The organism is Candidatus Pelagibacter sp. HIMB1505, assembly GCF_052047915.1.
Classification (GTDB): Bacteria; Pseudomonadota; Alphaproteobacteria; order Pelagibacterales; family Pelagibacteraceae; genus Pelagibacter; species Pelagibacter communis_A.
This window is the reverse complement of the sequence record NZ_JBNAIR010000001.1, coordinates 1,153,956-1,167,963: the sequence shown is the minus strand read 5'-3', so window position 1 is coordinate 1,167,963 and position 14,008 is coordinate 1,153,956. Positions and strand designations below refer to the sequence as shown.

Genomic DNA, 14,008 nt, shown 5'->3' with positions numbered 1-14,008 from the left:
TTATTTTTGAAATATTATCTTTAAATTAAATGAAAAAGATCTTCTTTCACCTTCTACATTAAATGGGTAAGCTGTATGCATTAAATAGTTTGGAAAAATATACATTTCACCAATTTTTGGAATAACATTATAAATACTTTTGCTCAAAAAATTTTTTTGACCATTAATAAAATCTATAGTTCCATTTGTTCTAATTTTTTTATTTTTTACCTCTTTATTTCTAGTCATATTTTTTGGAAGTTTTAAATAACCAACTCCCGATAAGTTACCTTCATGATAATGAATAGGATTGTATTCACCTTTGAATTGTCTAACAACCCACACATTTAAAATACGAATTTCTTTTATTTTTAATATTTTTTCATTTTTCAAAAATTTTTTAGCATTAATGATTATTTCTTTAGCTAAATTTTTTTTAATAAAATTTGAATTTAATTTAATTTCATTTTTAATCTGACTTGCAAGTTTTGAGCTATAATCAGATTTTTTATTTTTAGTTTTTAAATCAAATTCACTATTAATTTTTTTAATAAAATTTCTTGAAATTCTAGTTTTTCCAATTGTTGGCCCAAAAGGTTTAATATTTTTCATATTTTATTGCTAATACACTATATTAAATTTAAGAAAAGATTTTTAAACCAATCCTGATTGCCACAAATATAACCAGTCCAGAGGTAATAATTGCTAATAATTTATTTGATAGAAATTTTAAATTAAGAAAATTGCCTATTTGTCCACCTATAAAAACTAAGATAAATAAAGGCCAATAATCAATAATATTATTTAATACATTTTGTTTTGTGAATTGACCAAAAACTCCAGATATCGAGTTTATTAATATAAACAATGAAGCTGTTGTAGCTATTTGTCTTGGATATCCAGCTTTTAATAAAAAAAGAATAGGGCTTAAAAAAATTCCACCACCAATGCCAACTATACCAGACAATAATCCTAGTATTGAACCAATGATAATGGATATATATTTTGGTATTTGTCTAATTTTAAGCTTTGTCTCTTTATATGAGTTACTATTTATTAATAAAAGAAGGCCAGCAATACTAAGCACTAAAAATAAAATGATTTCAAAAATTTCCTTTTCTAAACTTATCGATCCCCCAATAAAAGCGAAAGGGATAGAGCCTATTAAATACGGTACTAATATCTTAAGATTTAAATTCCCAGTTCTTATGTAGTTTATTGAATTTCCAGAAACGACTATAATGTTGCAAATTAAAGCTAGGACAGGAAAAATATAATAAGGAACATCCCAAATTAATAGTAGAGCAAGATAAGTTGATCCTCCGCCAAAACCAACACTTGAATATAAAATTGCTGTTATAAAAAATAATATTGATAATATAAACATATTAAAAAAAATTTATGAAAGTAAATATAGCATTATTAACTGTAACAGACACTAGAACAATAGATAATGACAAATCAGGAGCAATACTTGTAAAAAAAATTAATGAAGCCAATCACAATTTAGTAGATAGAAAGATTTGCAAAGACAATAAAGACGATATTGTAGTAATTCTCAAAGACTGGATAAACAACAATCAAGTTGATGTAATTATTACAACTGGTGGAACAGGTTTAACGGGTAGAGATATTACACCAGAAGCATTAGATGTAATTGCAGATAAGTACATTCCAGGTTTTGGTGAAATTTTTAGGTATTTAAGTTACAAAACAATTGGAACTTCTACTATTCAATCAAGAGCATGTGCTGTGCTTGCTAAGGGTAAGTATGTATTTGCTTTACCAGGTTCTTCAGGAGGTGTAACAGATGCTTGGGAAGGAATTTTAAAACACCAGTTAGATGTTAATCACAAACCTTGTAATTTTGTTGAACTAATTCCTAGATTAAAAGAAAAATAATTATTTCTGATACTTTTCTTTCCACTCAGAGTAGGGCATTCCATAAACATGCTCTCTTGCATCAGGATCTGAAATTTCAATACCTTTTTTTCCAGCCTCTTCTCGGTACCATTTAGATAAACAATTTCTACAGAAACCTGCTAAATTCATTAAATCAATATTTTGAACATCTTTTCTTTCTCTTAAATGGTTTATTAGTCTTTCAAAAGCAGCAGACTGAAGTTCTTTTTTTGTGTTATCGTCCATAAAAATTTTATATAAATATACCATGAAACTTTCTGGATCATATCAAATAAATTTATCAAAAGAAAAAGTATGGGAAGCTTTAAATGATCCTGAAATATTAAAAAAAGCTATCCCAGGATGTGAAGAGTTTACAAAAAATTCAGAAACAGAATTTACTGCTAAGGCAACAAATAAAATTGGTCCTTTCAATGCTAGTTTCACTGGAGATGTAGAGTTAAAAGATCTTAATCCTCCAAACAGTTATAAAATTACTGGCTCTGGCAATTCCCCAGTTGGATTTGCATCAGGCGAAGCTTTTGTAAAATTAGAAGATCACGAACAAGGAACTAAATTGATTTATGAAGTTGAGGCAAATGTTGGCGGAAAAATTGCTCAAGTTGGCTCTAGACTTATAGATATGACAGCAAAGAAAATGGCAGATATATTTTTTGGAAAATTTTCAGAATTAATTAGCTCAACTGACGAAGGTAATAATAAAGATCAAATTGATCAAAAATTAACTGATCAAAACAATATAAAGAGTAAAAATCAAAATAAAATTTTGATATATTCAGCAGTTGTTGTGGGTGCGTTAATTTTAGCATATTTCATTTTATAAAATCCTTCATTTTCAATAAAATTTTAAAGTCACATTCTACCAAAAGTAGAATCTAAATTATTTTAGTAATTGAAACTAAAATTTACTTATGATCAGATAGTTTAATTAAAGGAGGTTGCTTATATGGCAAAAGTAACACTAGAAGTTAATGGAAAAAAAGTAAGCAAAGAAGTTCCAGATCATACACTTTTATCAACATTTTTAAGAGATAATCTAAATTTAACAGGAACGCATGTTGGATGTGACAGCAGTCAATGTGGTGCATGCGTAGTACATATTGATGGAAAATCAGTAAAGAGTTGTTCAACATTAGCGGTAGATATTGAAGGGTCAAAAGTCACTACCATAGAAGGTTTAGCAAAAGACGGGAAACTTCATCCAATGCAAGAAGCATTTAAAAAAACGCACGGACTACAATGTGGATATTGTACGCCAGGAATGGTGATGAGTGCAGTCGATCTATTACAAACAAAGAAAAATCCGAGCGACCAAGAAATAAGAGAATGGTTAGAAGGTAATATTTGTAGATGTACAGGTTACCAAAATATTGTTGCTGCAGTTAAAGAAGCAGCAGGAAAAATGTAAATTAAGGAGGAACAAATATGGCAAGTTTAGTTGGATCAAGAGTTGAAAGAAAAGAAGATAAAAAATTTTTAACAGGAAAAGGCAGGTATACTGCTGACATAAATATTGCAAATCAAACTTATGCAATATTTGTAAGATCTCCTCACGCAAGAGCTCAAATAAAAAAAGTTGATACTTCAAAAGCACTTAAATCCTCAGGTGTTGTAGGTGTACTAACTGGTAAAGAAATAGCAGAAGATAAAATTGGAGGTCTAATCGCTGGTTGGGCAATAAGAAGTGAAGATGGATCTGAGATGAAAGTTCCAAACAATCCTCCACTTGCAAATGAATTTGCAAACTTTGTTGGTGAACCTATCGCAGTTGTTTTTGCTGAAAGTTTAGATGAAGCTAAAGCAGCCGCAGAAAAAGTTGAAGTTGATTATAAAATTTTAAAAGCAGTGGTTGATCCAGCTAAAGCAATGGACAGCGAGTCAATTCATAAAGATGTGGATAAAAACCTATGTTATGATTGGTTACTTGGTGATAGAAAAGCTGTTGATGAAGCTTTTGCTAAAGCTGACAAAATTATTAAAGTTGATTTAATAAATAATAGATTAGTTCCAAATGCAATGGAGCCAAGAGCATGTGTTGTAGATTATAACACGGCAACTGAAGAAATCACTTTATATACCACAAGTCAAAATCCACATTTATCAAGATTGGTAATGTCTGCATTTGGTAATGTTGCACCAGAGAATAAATTAAGAGTGGTTGCACCAGATGTTGGAGGTGGTTTTGGTTCAAAAATTAATGTTTATAACGAAGAAATAGTTTGTAGCTGGGCTTCAAAAAAAATTGAAAGACCAATTAAATGGGTTGCTGAGAGAACTGAATCTTTTTTAACTGATACTCATGGAAGAGATCATGTTACTCATGCAGAGCTTGCTGTAACAAATGATGGAAAATTTTTAGGTTTTAAAAATGAAACTATTGCAAACCTTGGTGCTTATGCTCGAGTGTTTGGAACAGTAACACCAACCTATTTATTTGGACCATGTGCTACAGGTGTCTACGTAATCCCTGCAGCATATTCAAATGTTAAAGCAGTTTATACTAATACTGCTCCAGTAGATGCTTATAGAGGTGCTGGAAGACCAGAAGCAACTTACACAATTGAGAGATTAGTTGAAAAAGCTGCTATGGAATTAGGAATTGATAAAACAGAGATTAGAATGAAAAATTTCCCTTCTCAGTTTCCATTCAAACAAACATTAGTTCATACAGTTGACTCTGGTGACTATGTGGCTGGTTTAGAAAAAGCTAAACAAATGGCAGATTATGCTGGTTTTGAAGCTAGAAGAAAACAATCTGAAGCAAATGGAAAATTAAGAGGTATTGGAGTTTCGTCTTACTTTGAAGCTTGCGGTATTGCACCATCAGCTGCAGTAATGTCATTAGGTTGTGGAGTAGGCTTATGGGAATCTGCAGAAGTAAGATTTAATCCTACTGGACAAATATCTGTTTTCACAGGTTCACACAGTCATGGACAAAGTCATGATACTACATTTGCGCAAATTGCAGCAGATGAACTCGGTGTACCTATGGAGAATATAGATGTTGTTCATGGTGATACGGATAAAAGTACATTTGGAATGGGTACTTACGGTTCAAGATCATTGACAGTAGGCGGTATTGCAATTGTTAATGCTTGTAAAAAAATCGTTGAAAAAGGTAAAAGGGTTGCAGCAAAAATGCTTGAAGTCAGTCCAGATGAGATTGAATTCAAAGATGGTGAGTTTGTAGCAATTAAATCTAATAAGAAAAAAACAATTGGTGAGATAGCATTTGCTTGTTATGTTCCAGGTCAAAGAGATGAAATGAAGTCTCCAATACCTGATGGAGACGAGCCAGGTTTAATAGAATCTGCTTTTTATGATCCACCAAATTTTTCTTTCCCAGCAGGTTCACATATCTGTGAAGTAGAAATAGATCCTGATACTGGAAATGTAAAAGTTGAAAAATATACAGCGGTAGATGATTTTGGAAGAATAGTTAATCCAAATATTGTTGAGGGACAAGTTCATGGAGGTTTAGCACAAGGTATAGGACAAGCTTTGCATGAAAATACTCAATATGATGAAACAGGTCAGTTGATGACAGCATCGTATATGGATTATACAATGCCTAGAGCTGATAATTTTCCTGAGTTTAATCTTGGATTTACTTGTACTCATGCAACATCAAACCCACTAGGTGTTAAAGGTTGCGGAGAAGCAGGAGCAATTGCATCACCGCCAACAGTAATGAATGCAGTAATAGATGCATTAGGTGGTCAGGAAATTACAATGCCAGCTACAGCTGAAAAAGTTTGGAAGGCTTGTAAAGCAATGAAAAAATCAAAAGCAAAAGCAGCATAGGGGAGGAAAATTATGAAAACTTTTAGTTATCATTCACCAAAAGATGTTAAAGAAGCATCAAAGTTAGCCTCTTCAAGTTCTGCTTTTTTAGCTGGAGGTATGACTTCAATACCTTCAATGAAATTAGGAATGGCAACCTATAAGGATGTAATTGATCTTAAAAAGATAAAAAAATTATCTGGAATTAAAGTTAGTTCTAAGGCAGTTACAATTGGTGCTACAACTAAACATGCAGAAGTTGCTGCATCAAAAGAAGTTCAAAAAGCTATTCCAGCTCTTGCAAAATTAGCAGGTAATATTGGGGATGCTCAAGTAAGAAATAGAGGCACTATTGGCGGATCTATTTCTAACAATGATCCTTCAGCTTGTTATCCATCTGCTTGTATGGCGTTGAATGCTGTTATTCACACAAATGATAGAAAGATTGAAGCAAGTAAATTTTTTAAAGGAATGTTTGAAACAGCACTTAAAAAGGGAGAGATAGTTGAGGCTGTTGAGTTTGAAATTCCAGAAAAAGCTGACTATCAAAAACATCCAAACCCAGCATCAAGATATGCAATAGTTGGTGTATTTGTTGCAAAACATAAAAAAGAAGTAAATGTTGCGGTAACAGGTGCAAAATCGTGTGTTTATATAGATAAAGATTTATCTAAAAAACTTTCGTCTGATTTTTCATCAAGTGCAATTGAAGGTATAGAACTTGATGATAGTGAAATGAATTCAGATATGCATGCTTCTGCAGAATATAGAGCTAACTTAGTTTCTCTATATGCTAAAAAAGCTGTTGAAGCTTGTTAGTTTAAATCTATATTTTCTCGAATGAGAAACTCATTTGATGAAAAAATTCTTGATGAAGCAAATGACTGGATTAATGCTAATCAAAAAGTAGTTTTAGCAACAGTTATTCAAACCTGGGGATCCTCTCCAAGACCCACGGGTAGCAGAATGATTATCAATGAAAAAGGTGATTTTTCAGGTTCTGTTTCAGGTGGTTGTGTTGAGTCTGCAGTAGTTAGAGAAGCTCAAGAATTAATTAACGATAACAAGCCCTTTAAAAAGTTAGAATTTAAAGTTTCAAATGAAAGTGCTTGGGAGATTGGCTTAGCATGTGGTGGAGAAATTGCGGTTTATCTAGAGCAATTTAATTGATGAAACATTCAATTTTAAAAAAGATTGTTGATTTAAAAAAACAAAAAAAAGAATTTGCAATAGTAACAGATTTAAAAAACTCTAATTCCACAGTTTACAAATTAGATGAAGATCTTGATGAAGATTTTATTCAATACAAGGATCAGATAGATAGTTTTTTTAAATCAAAAAATAATGGTGTAATTGATGGAACAGATATTTTTGTTGAAACTTATATTAGGCCAATCAAAGTTGTTATTGTAGGCGCGGTACATATTGCACAGTATCTTGTAGATTTTGCAAAAAGTTTAAATTTTGAAATTACAATTATTGATCCAAGAGGTTATTTTGCATCTGAAAAAAGATTTCCAGGGATAAATATTTTAAATAAATGGCCAGATGAAGCTTTTAAAGAAATCGAAACTGACTCTAATACAGCATTAATTGCTCTTACACATGATCCAAAAATTGATGATCCAGCATTAAAATATGCTTTAGATAAAAAATTTTATTATATTGGAGCGCTTGGAAGCAAAAAAACACATGCTAATAGATGTGAAAGATTAAAAGAAGCTGGATATTCTGAAAATCAAATAAATTCAATATTTGGTCCCATTGGAATAAAACTAGGTGGAAAATCTGCTCCAGAAATAGCTCTTTCAATCATTGCTCAACTAGTATCAGAAACTTATAAAAAATGATTACAGCAATTTTACTTGCTGCAGGTCAATCAAAACGAGTACCAATAAAAAATAAATTATTAATAAAATATAAAAAAAAATTTTTAATTAACCATATTTTAAGTCAACTTATCAAAAGTAAAATTCAAAAAATTATTATTGTTCTTGGTCATGAACATTTAAAAGTAAAAAAATTAGCTTTGAAAAGTAAAAAAATACAATTTGTAGTTAATAAAAAATTTAAAACTGGCATGGCATCTTCGATTAAAGAAGGACTAAAAAAAATAGGCAAAAAAAACAAAGGTTTCTTAATTGTCCAATCGGATATGCCATTTATAAAATCAACTCATTTAAATAAAATTTATAAATCAATATTAGATAACAATAATTTAGTTCATCTTTTAAAGTTTAAAAATAAAATTGGAAACCCAATTGGATTTAATATTTCTGTATTAAATAAATTTAAGAAGATTAAGGGTGATGTTGGAGCTAAATTTATGGTTAAGAGGTTAAAAAAAAAATCAGTTTTCTTAAATGTAAAAACAGAAAAAATTTTTAAAGATTTTGATAGATTATCTGATTTTTAAAAGAAACTTTTTATAATCAACCCTGAAAGAAAGTAATAACATTATTATTGCAAGATATATCAAAGGTTCAGTTAAATCTTTTTTAACAAGCCATATAAAGTGAATTACTCCAAAAATTGATATCACATAAATTAACTTGTGTAGTTTTTTCCAATTATGCTTGAGTAAACCAATCATCTTTTTAGAAGAGGTGATTGCCAATGGCACCATCAAAAGCCAAGCTGCAAAACCAATAAAGATAAATTTTTTTGTTAAAACGTCTTTTGAGATACTGTTCAAATCAAATCGATAATCCAATCCAACATAAGTCATCAAATGAAGAGATGCATAAAAAAAGGCAAATAGACCAAACATTCTTCTGAAAGAAATCCAAATACTTAAGTTAGTTAACTTTTTCAAAGGTGTCATTGACAGAGTAAAAATCAAAAATAATAAAGTCCATTCTCCAGTATGATGAGTAATTTCTTTTATTGGTTCAGGACCAAGTTGATTAAAAAATATTCTATATAAAATTATTATTAATGGAATAAGACTTAAAATAAAAAAACCAGGTTTTAATATTTTTTTCATTAAAAATATTTTTTTAGATCCATACCCGAGTATAAATATGCAACTTCATCCCCATAACCATTAAACATTAATGTTTTAATTCTTGGTGCAAATATATCAGCACCGATTACTCTTTCGGTTGCTTGTGACCATCTTGGATGATTTACATTGGGATTTACATTAGAGTAAAAACCATATTCTCTTGGTGACGCCCACATCCAAGAGCTAGTTGGCATTTTTTTTACTAATTCAATTTTAACAATTGCCTTTCCACTTTTAAATCCATATTTCCAAGGGATGAAAATTCTTAATGGAGCTCCATTTTGATTTGGCAAAGTTTTTCCATAAACCCCAGTTACAACAGTGGTAAGAGGGTGCATTGCTTCATCCAATCTTAAACCTTCTATATATGGCCAATTTAAAACTGCTCTTCTTTGACCAATCATTTGCTCAGGATCAAAAACACTTGTAAATTTAACAAATTTTGCCTCTGGTTTTATTTTAACTTTGTTTAAAATTTCACTTAAAGAAAAACCCATCCAAGGAATAATCATTGACCATCCCTCAACACATCTTAATCTTTGAACGCGCTCCTCAGAATTAAATGAATTTAATATCTCTTCAATTGAAAGATTTATTGGTTCTTCTACTTCACCCTCTATACTTATGTTCCAAGGACGAGTTTTAAAACTTTGAGATTTAATATACGGATCACTCTTACCAGTTCCAAATTCATAATAATTATTATAAGTTGTGACATCCTCATAAGATGTTAATTTTGAAAGATCAGTATTAGCTGAACTTTTATTTAATCCTGAAACAGTTGTTAATGCATAAGAACTAATACCAAGTCCAAGAGTTTTAATGAATTTTCTTCTTTTGTTGTAAATTTTTTCAGGTGTAATTTCAGAATATTTAAATTTTTTCATTATTTAAATATGTTAATGTTTTATAGATAAAAAACAATTTAACATTATGTCATCAATACTTTCTAATGAACATATATCTCAATATAAACAAGATGGAGCAGTATTAATTAAAGATAAATTTGATGACCGTTGGATTAAAATATTAAAACAAGGCTTTGAAAAAGCTAAATCTAATCCAAGCCCAAGATTTACAAACCATACAAAAAATTCAAATTCACCCAAATATTTAGAGGATTTTTGGACTTGGAATTTACATGATGAATTCGAGAATTTTGTTTTTAATTCACCTACAGCGAAAATTGCATCTGAATTACTTAATGCTAATCAAATTAACTTAGTTATGGATAATTGGTTTTTTAGAGAGGCTGGCTCAAAATCAAAACCACCATTTCATCATGATATTTCCTATTTTGATTTTGAAGGATCAATGTGTGTTTTGTGGATACCATTAGAACCAGTAAAAAAAGAAGAAGGCATTGCATGGGTAAAAGGTTCCCATTTGTGGGATAAGCTTTTTTTAAGAACAAGATTTAATGATGGGCATTATGTTGATGGTGAAGCTGGAATTGTTAACGGAAAAAAATATGAATTAACACCTGATATTCTCAATAATAAATCTAAATATGAATTTTTAGAATGGGATCTTGAAGTTGGTGACTGCGTGTATTTTGATATCAGGACTTTGCACGGTGGCTTACATGAAACAGTACCAAAATCAGACATTCATCGATTTACACTTCGAATGGCTAAAGAGGGATCAAAAATAAATTATCGAGGAGATTGGGCTAAAGAGGAAAGATTAATTTTTGAAAAAGAGGGATATAGTAACGGCGATAGTTTGGTGGGAAAAATGTTTCCCACCTTGTATTTAAAATAAAAAGAATTTTAATCTTTTAAAAGTTTATTTACCTACAGGTCTGTAAGATGCTGCGGCTTTTGATGCAATTTCGGCAGCTTTATTAAAATCAACAGACTCCATTATTGTCATATCTTTAATAGTTCCAGTTGCTTCCATTAACATTTTCATTCCTGCAGCTGTTTCAAAATTTGGTCCTTCAATAATTGCGATAAAATCATAAGCTCCTCTTAAAGTCATCATTTCTATGAGTTTTGCTCCTGCTGCCTCTGTAATTTTTTTGGCTGCTTCTTGTCTATTATCTGAGGGATTTTTTACAAAACCACCTAACCCCTGTTCAGTATACTTTCCTAAAACAACAAATTTCATATTATTTCCTTTTTTTTATTAAATTGTAATAATTAAAACATATTTGTTAAAAGAGATCGATTAAAGTTTTATTAAAAAATTTATTCAACCTCTAGTTTATCAAGTTATGTAAGAAAAATTTGGACAATTCATTAATGGTAAGTGGGTACCATCATTAGATAGTGGAACCTATGAAGTAAATAATTTTTTGATTGCTTAAATTTTAGCCAATCTATCCATTTCTTTTAATTCAACTTCAAGTTTTGCCAGCTCTTCACCACCTGCCATCATGCTTAATAATTCTTCTCTACTAATATCTTTTTTATTAAATGTACCTAAACTTTTTCCTCTATTTAAAACTGTAAAACTATTTCCAACAGGATAAGCATGATGAACATTATGAGTAATTAATATAACTGCCAAACCCTCCGAAGCAGCTTTAACAACATACTTCAATACCATCGAAGCTTGATGAACTCCTAATGCTGATGTTGGTTCATCTAAAACTAACACTTTTGCACCAAAGTATATTGCTCTAGAAATTGCCAAACATTGTCTTTCACCACCAGACATTGTACCTACAGCTTGAGATGGATCTCTTACATCAATTCCGATCTGACCCATCCTTTCAGCGGCAATTTTATCCGCTTTTCCAATATCAAATGTTTTAAAAAATGGAATGCCTTTCAAAGGCTCCCTGCCCATAAAAAAATTTCTTGTTACACTCATTAGAGAAACTAATGCTAAATCTTGATAAACAGTTCCTATACCCATATCTAATGCATCTTTAGGAGAGTCGAATACAGTTTTTTTTCCTTCTATGATTATTTCACCTTCGTCAGGTTTATGAACACCAGCTAGAGTTTTGATTAATGTTGACTTACCCGCTCCATTATCACCTAATAGACACATAATCTCACCTTTTTTTAATTTCATGGTGACATCTTTTAAAGCAATTACTTTTCCAAAATATTTAGAGATATTATTAAACTCAATTAAATATTCAGACATTATTTATTCTCAGTAACTTTTTTTCTAATATAATTATTAAACACAACAGCAATTAACATCATTGCACCTAAGAAAACTTTAAACCAATCAGTATCAACATCTGTATAAAATATCCCCATTGACACTGTGCCAAATATCAAAGCCCCAAAAGCAGCACCTATAGCTGATCCATAACCACCAGTTAACAAGCATCCACCAACAACTGCAGCTGCAATAGCCTCAAGTTCTTTTAAATTTCCTCTCATTGTATCAGCAGAACCAGCATCTAAAACTTGGATAGTTGCAAATAAGGTAGCTGCCATTGCAGTTCCGATAAACAAACTTATTTTTACTCTTCCAACTGGAACTCCAACATTAGTTGCACCTGTTTTGTCACCACCAGAAGCAAATATCCAGTTTCCATATCTTGTTTTCATCAATATCCATGTTGCAAATAATGTTATTGCAATAAACCATATTACTGATGGAGGAATTCCTGTTGCCAATGGTGTACCGTCAGTTCTTAAGGCAATTAAATTCATTGATCCTAGCCATGTAAAAAGCCATTTAAAAGTATCTGTTGCAAACATCCATGCAATTGGATCATTTTCAATTAAAACTCTTAAACCTGGAACCTGAGTTCTGCCTGTGATCAATCTTGTAATTGCTAGTGTTGCACCTCTTAAAATAAAAAGCATCGCAAGCGTTACTATGAAAGAGGGAAGGCCAGTTTTTACAACCAAAATTCCATTAAAATAACCAACTAATACAGCCATCGCAAAAGCAAAAATTATACTAATCCAAAGGGGCCAACCCCAATAAATTGCTGGAATTGCAATACAAATTCCCGCAAATCCAATCATAGATCCAATTGATAAATCAAACTCTCCACCAATCATCAACATTGCTGCTGCTATTGCTATAATTCCCAGATTTGCAGAAACATCTAAAAAGTTTAATGCTCCATATGCACTAAACATACCAGTGTCACCTGCAACTATACCAAAAAATATAAAAACTAAAATCGCTCCACCAACCGCACCTAATTCAGGGCGATTTAATAAAATTTTTAAATTTGAAACTTTTTTTAAACGCTCATCTTGATTAAAATCTTTTTTAGACGCAATGCTTTTAGCTTTTTCAGACATCAAATATTATGTGTTAAATTAAAAAAAAAGGCCTGATGAATTCATCAGGCCTTTTTTAGGTTTATATTTTATCTATAACCTTGAGCTGCCCACTTAATTACTTTAGCAGCATTATCAGGAGTTACGAAACCTGGACCAGTCATTACTACACCTGCTGGCATTGTTCCATATCTCATGTATTGCCCAAAAATAGCAATTGGCAGATAACCTTGCAAGTATTGCTGTTGATCAATTAAAAACTCTACTTCACCTGCAGCAGCAGCTTTTAACATACCTGGAGACATATCAAATGTTCCAAGTCTAATATCACCAACTTTTCCAGCTGATTTTAGAGCTTTAAGAGCAGCTTCACCTGCAAGACCTGCACCTAAAGTTAAAATAGTGTCGTATCCACCATTTAATTTCGCAGCAACAGCACTTTGAATTTCTGTTGGGTCATTCGAAGTACCTAAAATATCCACTGATCCACCAAATCCTTTTTTGAAACCAGCACATCTTCTATCAAGTGCAACGTTTCCAACTTCGTGGTTAACACATAGTGCTTTTTTTCCTCCAGCGGCTTTCATTTTTTCCCCGCCACCAACACCAGCTTCAAACTCTGTTTGACCAACGTGTGCGCTAATTCCTAAAGATGCAAAATCGTCTGAACCAGAATTCATTGAGATAACTGGAATTCCTGCAGCGATCGCAGCTTTAACTGATTTTCCTAAAGCCGCAGCATCAGGAAGAGTAATCACTATACCTTTTGGTTTTTGAGATACAGCATTGTCAATTAGTTTAGCCATCTCTACCATGTCGAAAGTAGCTGGTGCAGTGTATTTACAAGAAATACCCATATCTTTACAGCCAGTATCAACACCATTTTTTGCAACAGACCAGAAAGGGTCGTTAGCTTGTCCGTGAGAAACTACTATCACGTCTACTGCAAAAGCAGAAACTGATAACATTACCCAAGCAACAAAAGCCAAAATAGATTTATAAATTGTTTTCATTATCTTTTCCTTTGTGTTGTTTGTTAAATTTAGTTAATGAACGCTATTTAAATTAATCAGAGATGTAAATATGACAAAATTAGTTAACGTTAAGG

The 14,008-nt window shown here is 31.4% G+C and carries 18 protein-coding genes; 9 read left to right on the top strand and 9 right to left on the bottom strand.

All coding sequences use genetic code 11. The features are described from left to right. A complete protein-coding gene (locus ACTTAU_RS06225; protein ID WP_438304044.1) occupies nt 1–591 on the bottom strand; it encodes a putative 2OG-Fe(II) oxygenase in 591 nt (196 codons plus the stop codon). 28 nt (nt 592–619) lie between these two features. Then, complete coding sequence (locus ACTTAU_RS06220; RefSeq protein ID WP_438304042.1) at nt 620–1,366, bottom strand: sulfite exporter TauE/SafE family protein; 747 nt, start codon at nt 1,364–1,366, stop codon at nt 620–622. 14 nt (nt 1,367–1,380) lie between these two features. Between ACTTAU_RS06220 and ACTTAU_RS06215 the strand changes: the two genes are divergently transcribed. After that, on the top strand, nt 1,381–1,881 hold the full coding sequence (locus tag ACTTAU_RS06215; protein WP_438304039.1) for a molybdenum cofactor synthesis domain-containing protein: 501 nt from the start codon (nt 1,381–1,383) through the stop codon (nt 1,879–1,881). Here ACTTAU_RS06215 and ACTTAU_RS06210 read toward each other — a convergent pair whose 3' ends face one another. Beyond that, a complete protein-coding gene (locus ACTTAU_RS06210) occupies nt 1,882–2,127 on the bottom strand; it encodes a DUF1244 domain-containing protein (protein ID WP_085114026.1) in 246 nt (81 codons plus the stop codon). A 22-nt stretch (nt 2,128–2,149) separates the two neighbouring features. Here ACTTAU_RS06210 and ACTTAU_RS06205 point away from each other — a divergent pair, with 22 nt between their 5' ends. From ACTTAU_RS06205 to ACTTAU_RS06175, 7 genes are all read left to right on the top strand, one after another. Continuing rightward, a complete protein-coding gene (locus ACTTAU_RS06205) occupies nt 2,150–2,725 on the top strand; it encodes an SRPBCC family protein (RefSeq protein ID WP_438304037.1) in 576 nt (191 codons plus the stop codon). A 123-nt stretch (nt 2,726–2,848) separates the two neighbouring features. Next, a complete protein-coding gene (locus ACTTAU_RS06200; protein WP_085114028.1) occupies nt 2,849–3,310 on the top strand; it encodes a (2Fe-2S)-binding protein in 462 nt (153 codons plus the stop codon). A 17-nt stretch (nt 3,311–3,327) separates the two neighbouring features. Further along, complete coding sequence (locus ACTTAU_RS06195) at nt 3,328–5,706, top strand: xanthine dehydrogenase family protein molybdopterin-binding subunit (protein WP_438304035.1); 2,379 nt, start codon at nt 3,328–3,330, stop codon at nt 5,704–5,706. A gap of 12 nt (nt 5,707–5,718) precedes the next feature. After that, the gene (locus ACTTAU_RS06190) at nt 5,719–6,504 is read left to right on the top strand and encodes an FAD binding domain-containing protein (protein ID WP_438304033.1); all 786 of its coding nucleotides are present in this window, start codon (nt 5,719–5,721) and stop codon (nt 6,502–6,504) included. A gap of 21 nt (nt 6,505–6,525) precedes the next feature. Continuing rightward, entirely contained in the window at nt 6,526–6,855 is a 330-nt protein-coding gene (locus ACTTAU_RS06185; RefSeq protein WP_085114031.1) for an XdhC family protein, read from the top strand. After that, nucleotides 6,855–7,535, top strand: a complete 681-nt coding sequence (locus tag ACTTAU_RS06180) for an XdhC family protein (RefSeq protein ID WP_438304031.1) — start codon at nt 6,855–6,857, stop codon at nt 7,533–7,535. The genes ACTTAU_RS06185 and ACTTAU_RS06180 overlap by 1 nt, the downstream gene beginning before the upstream one ends. Continuing rightward, entirely contained in the window at nt 7,532–8,101 is a 570-nt protein-coding gene (locus ACTTAU_RS06175) for a nucleotidyltransferase family protein (protein WP_438304029.1), read from the top strand. The genes ACTTAU_RS06180 and ACTTAU_RS06175 overlap by 4 nt, the downstream gene beginning before the upstream one ends. Here ACTTAU_RS06175 and ACTTAU_RS06170 read toward each other — a convergent pair. Further along, the gene (locus ACTTAU_RS06170) at nt 8,087–8,671 is read right to left on the bottom strand and encodes a sulfite oxidase heme-binding subunit YedZ (protein WP_438304027.1); all 585 of its coding nucleotides are present in this window, start codon (nt 8,669–8,671) and stop codon (nt 8,087–8,089) included. The genes ACTTAU_RS06175 and ACTTAU_RS06170 overlap by 15 nt on opposite strands. Beyond that, the gene (gene msrP, locus ACTTAU_RS06165) at nt 8,671–9,579 is read right to left on the bottom strand and encodes a protein-methionine-sulfoxide reductase catalytic subunit MsrP (protein ID WP_438304026.1); all 909 of its coding nucleotides are present in this window, start codon (nt 9,577–9,579) and stop codon (nt 8,671–8,673) included. Before msrP ends, ACTTAU_RS06170 begins: the two co-directional genes overlap by 1 nt. Before the next feature lie 46 nt (nt 9,580–9,625). Between msrP and ACTTAU_RS06160 the strand changes: the two genes are divergently transcribed. Continuing rightward, nucleotides 9,626–10,456 carry a phytanoyl-CoA dioxygenase family protein gene (locus ACTTAU_RS06160; protein ID WP_438304024.1) on the top strand — a complete coding sequence of 277 codons (831 nt, stop codon included), beginning with the start codon at nt 9,626–9,628 and terminating at the stop codon, nt 10,454–10,456. A 24-nt stretch (nt 10,457–10,480) separates the two neighbouring features. Here ACTTAU_RS06160 and ACTTAU_RS06155 read toward each other — a convergent pair whose 3' ends face one another. The 4 genes from ACTTAU_RS06155 to ACTTAU_RS06140 all read right to left on the bottom strand — a co-directional run bounded on the left by ACTTAU_RS06155 (nt 10,481) and on the right by ACTTAU_RS06140 (nt 13,913). Next, nucleotides 10,481–10,804, bottom strand: coding sequence for a GYD domain-containing protein (locus tag ACTTAU_RS06155; RefSeq protein WP_438304022.1), 324 nt, complete (start codon nt 10,802–10,804; stop codon nt 10,481–10,483). Nucleotides 10,805–10,999: 195 nt separating this feature from the next. Then, the gene (locus ACTTAU_RS06150) at nt 11,000–11,794 is read right to left on the bottom strand and encodes an ATP-binding cassette domain-containing protein (RefSeq protein WP_438304021.1); all 795 of its coding nucleotides are present in this window, start codon (nt 11,792–11,794) and stop codon (nt 11,000–11,002) included. Further along, nucleotides 11,794–12,921 (bottom strand): ABC transporter permease, encoded by a 1,128-nt coding sequence (locus ACTTAU_RS06145; RefSeq protein WP_438304018.1) that lies wholly within the window; start codon nt 12,919–12,921, stop codon nt 11,794–11,796. The genes ACTTAU_RS06150 and ACTTAU_RS06145 overlap by 1 nt, the downstream gene beginning before the upstream one ends. A gap of 68 nt (nt 12,922–12,989) precedes the next feature. Then, nucleotides 12,990–13,913, bottom strand: coding sequence for a sugar ABC transporter substrate-binding protein (locus tag ACTTAU_RS06140; protein WP_438304016.1), 924 nt, complete (start codon nt 13,911–13,913; stop codon nt 12,990–12,992). Between the last annotated feature and the right edge of the window lie 95 nt (nt 13,914–14,008).

Excerpts from the sequence above, each read along its gene's own strand:
- ACTTAU_RS06225 (WP_438304044.1), bottom strand. The coding sequence starts at position 591 with ATGAAAAATATTAAACCTTTTGGGCCAACAATTGGAAAAACTAGAATT.
- ACTTAU_RS06220 (WP_438304042.1), bottom strand. The coding sequence starts at position 1,366 with ATGTTTATATTATCAATATTATTTTTTATAACAGCAATTTTATATTCA.
- ACTTAU_RS06215 (WP_438304039.1), top strand. The coding sequence starts at position 1,381 with ATGAAAGTAAATATAGCATTATTAACTGTAACAGACACTAGAACAATA.
- ACTTAU_RS06210 (WP_085114026.1), bottom strand. The coding sequence starts at position 2,127 with ATGGACGATAACACAAAAAAAGAACTTCAGTCTGCTGCTTTTGAAAGA.
- ACTTAU_RS06205 (WP_438304037.1), top strand. The coding sequence starts at position 2,150 with ATGAAACTTTCTGGATCATATCAAATAAATTTATCAAAAGAAAAAGTA.
- ACTTAU_RS06200 (WP_085114028.1), top strand. The coding sequence starts at position 2,849 with ATGGCAAAAGTAACACTAGAAGTTAATGGAAAAAAAGTAAGCAAAGAA.
- ACTTAU_RS06195 (WP_438304035.1), top strand. The coding sequence starts at position 3,328 with ATGGCAAGTTTAGTTGGATCAAGAGTTGAAAGAAAAGAAGATAAAAAA.
- ACTTAU_RS06190 (WP_438304033.1), top strand. The coding sequence starts at position 5,719 with ATGAAAACTTTTAGTTATCATTCACCAAAAGATGTTAAAGAAGCATCA.
- ACTTAU_RS06185 (WP_085114031.1), top strand. The coding sequence starts at position 6,526 with ATGAGAAACTCATTTGATGAAAAAATTCTTGATGAAGCAAATGACTGG.
- ACTTAU_RS06180 (WP_438304031.1), top strand. The coding sequence starts at position 6,855 with ATGAAACATTCAATTTTAAAAAAGATTGTTGATTTAAAAAAACAAAAA.
- ACTTAU_RS06175 (WP_438304029.1), top strand. The coding sequence starts at position 7,532 with ATGATTACAGCAATTTTACTTGCTGCAGGTCAATCAAAACGAGTACCA.
- ACTTAU_RS06170 (WP_438304027.1), bottom strand. The coding sequence starts at position 8,671 with ATGAAAAAAATATTAAAACCTGGTTTTTTTATTTTAAGTCTTATTCCA.
- msrP (WP_438304026.1), bottom strand. The coding sequence starts at position 9,579 with ATGAAAAAATTTAAATATTCTGAAATTACACCTGAAAAAATTTACAAC.
- ACTTAU_RS06160 (WP_438304024.1), top strand. The coding sequence starts at position 9,626 with ATGTCATCAATACTTTCTAATGAACATATATCTCAATATAAACAAGAT.
- ACTTAU_RS06155 (WP_438304022.1), bottom strand. The coding sequence starts at position 10,804 with ATGAAATTTGTTGTTTTAGGAAAGTATACTGAACAGGGGTTAGGTGGT.
- ACTTAU_RS06150 (WP_438304021.1), bottom strand. The coding sequence starts at position 11,794 with ATGTCTGAATATTTAATTGAGTTTAATAATATCTCTAAATATTTTGGA.
- ACTTAU_RS06145 (WP_438304018.1), bottom strand. The coding sequence starts at position 12,921 with ATGTCTGAAAAAGCTAAAAGCATTGCGTCTAAAAAAGATTTTAATCAA.
- ACTTAU_RS06140 (WP_438304016.1), bottom strand. The coding sequence starts at position 13,913 with ATGAAAACAATTTATAAATCTATTTTGGCTTTTGTTGCTTGGGTAATG.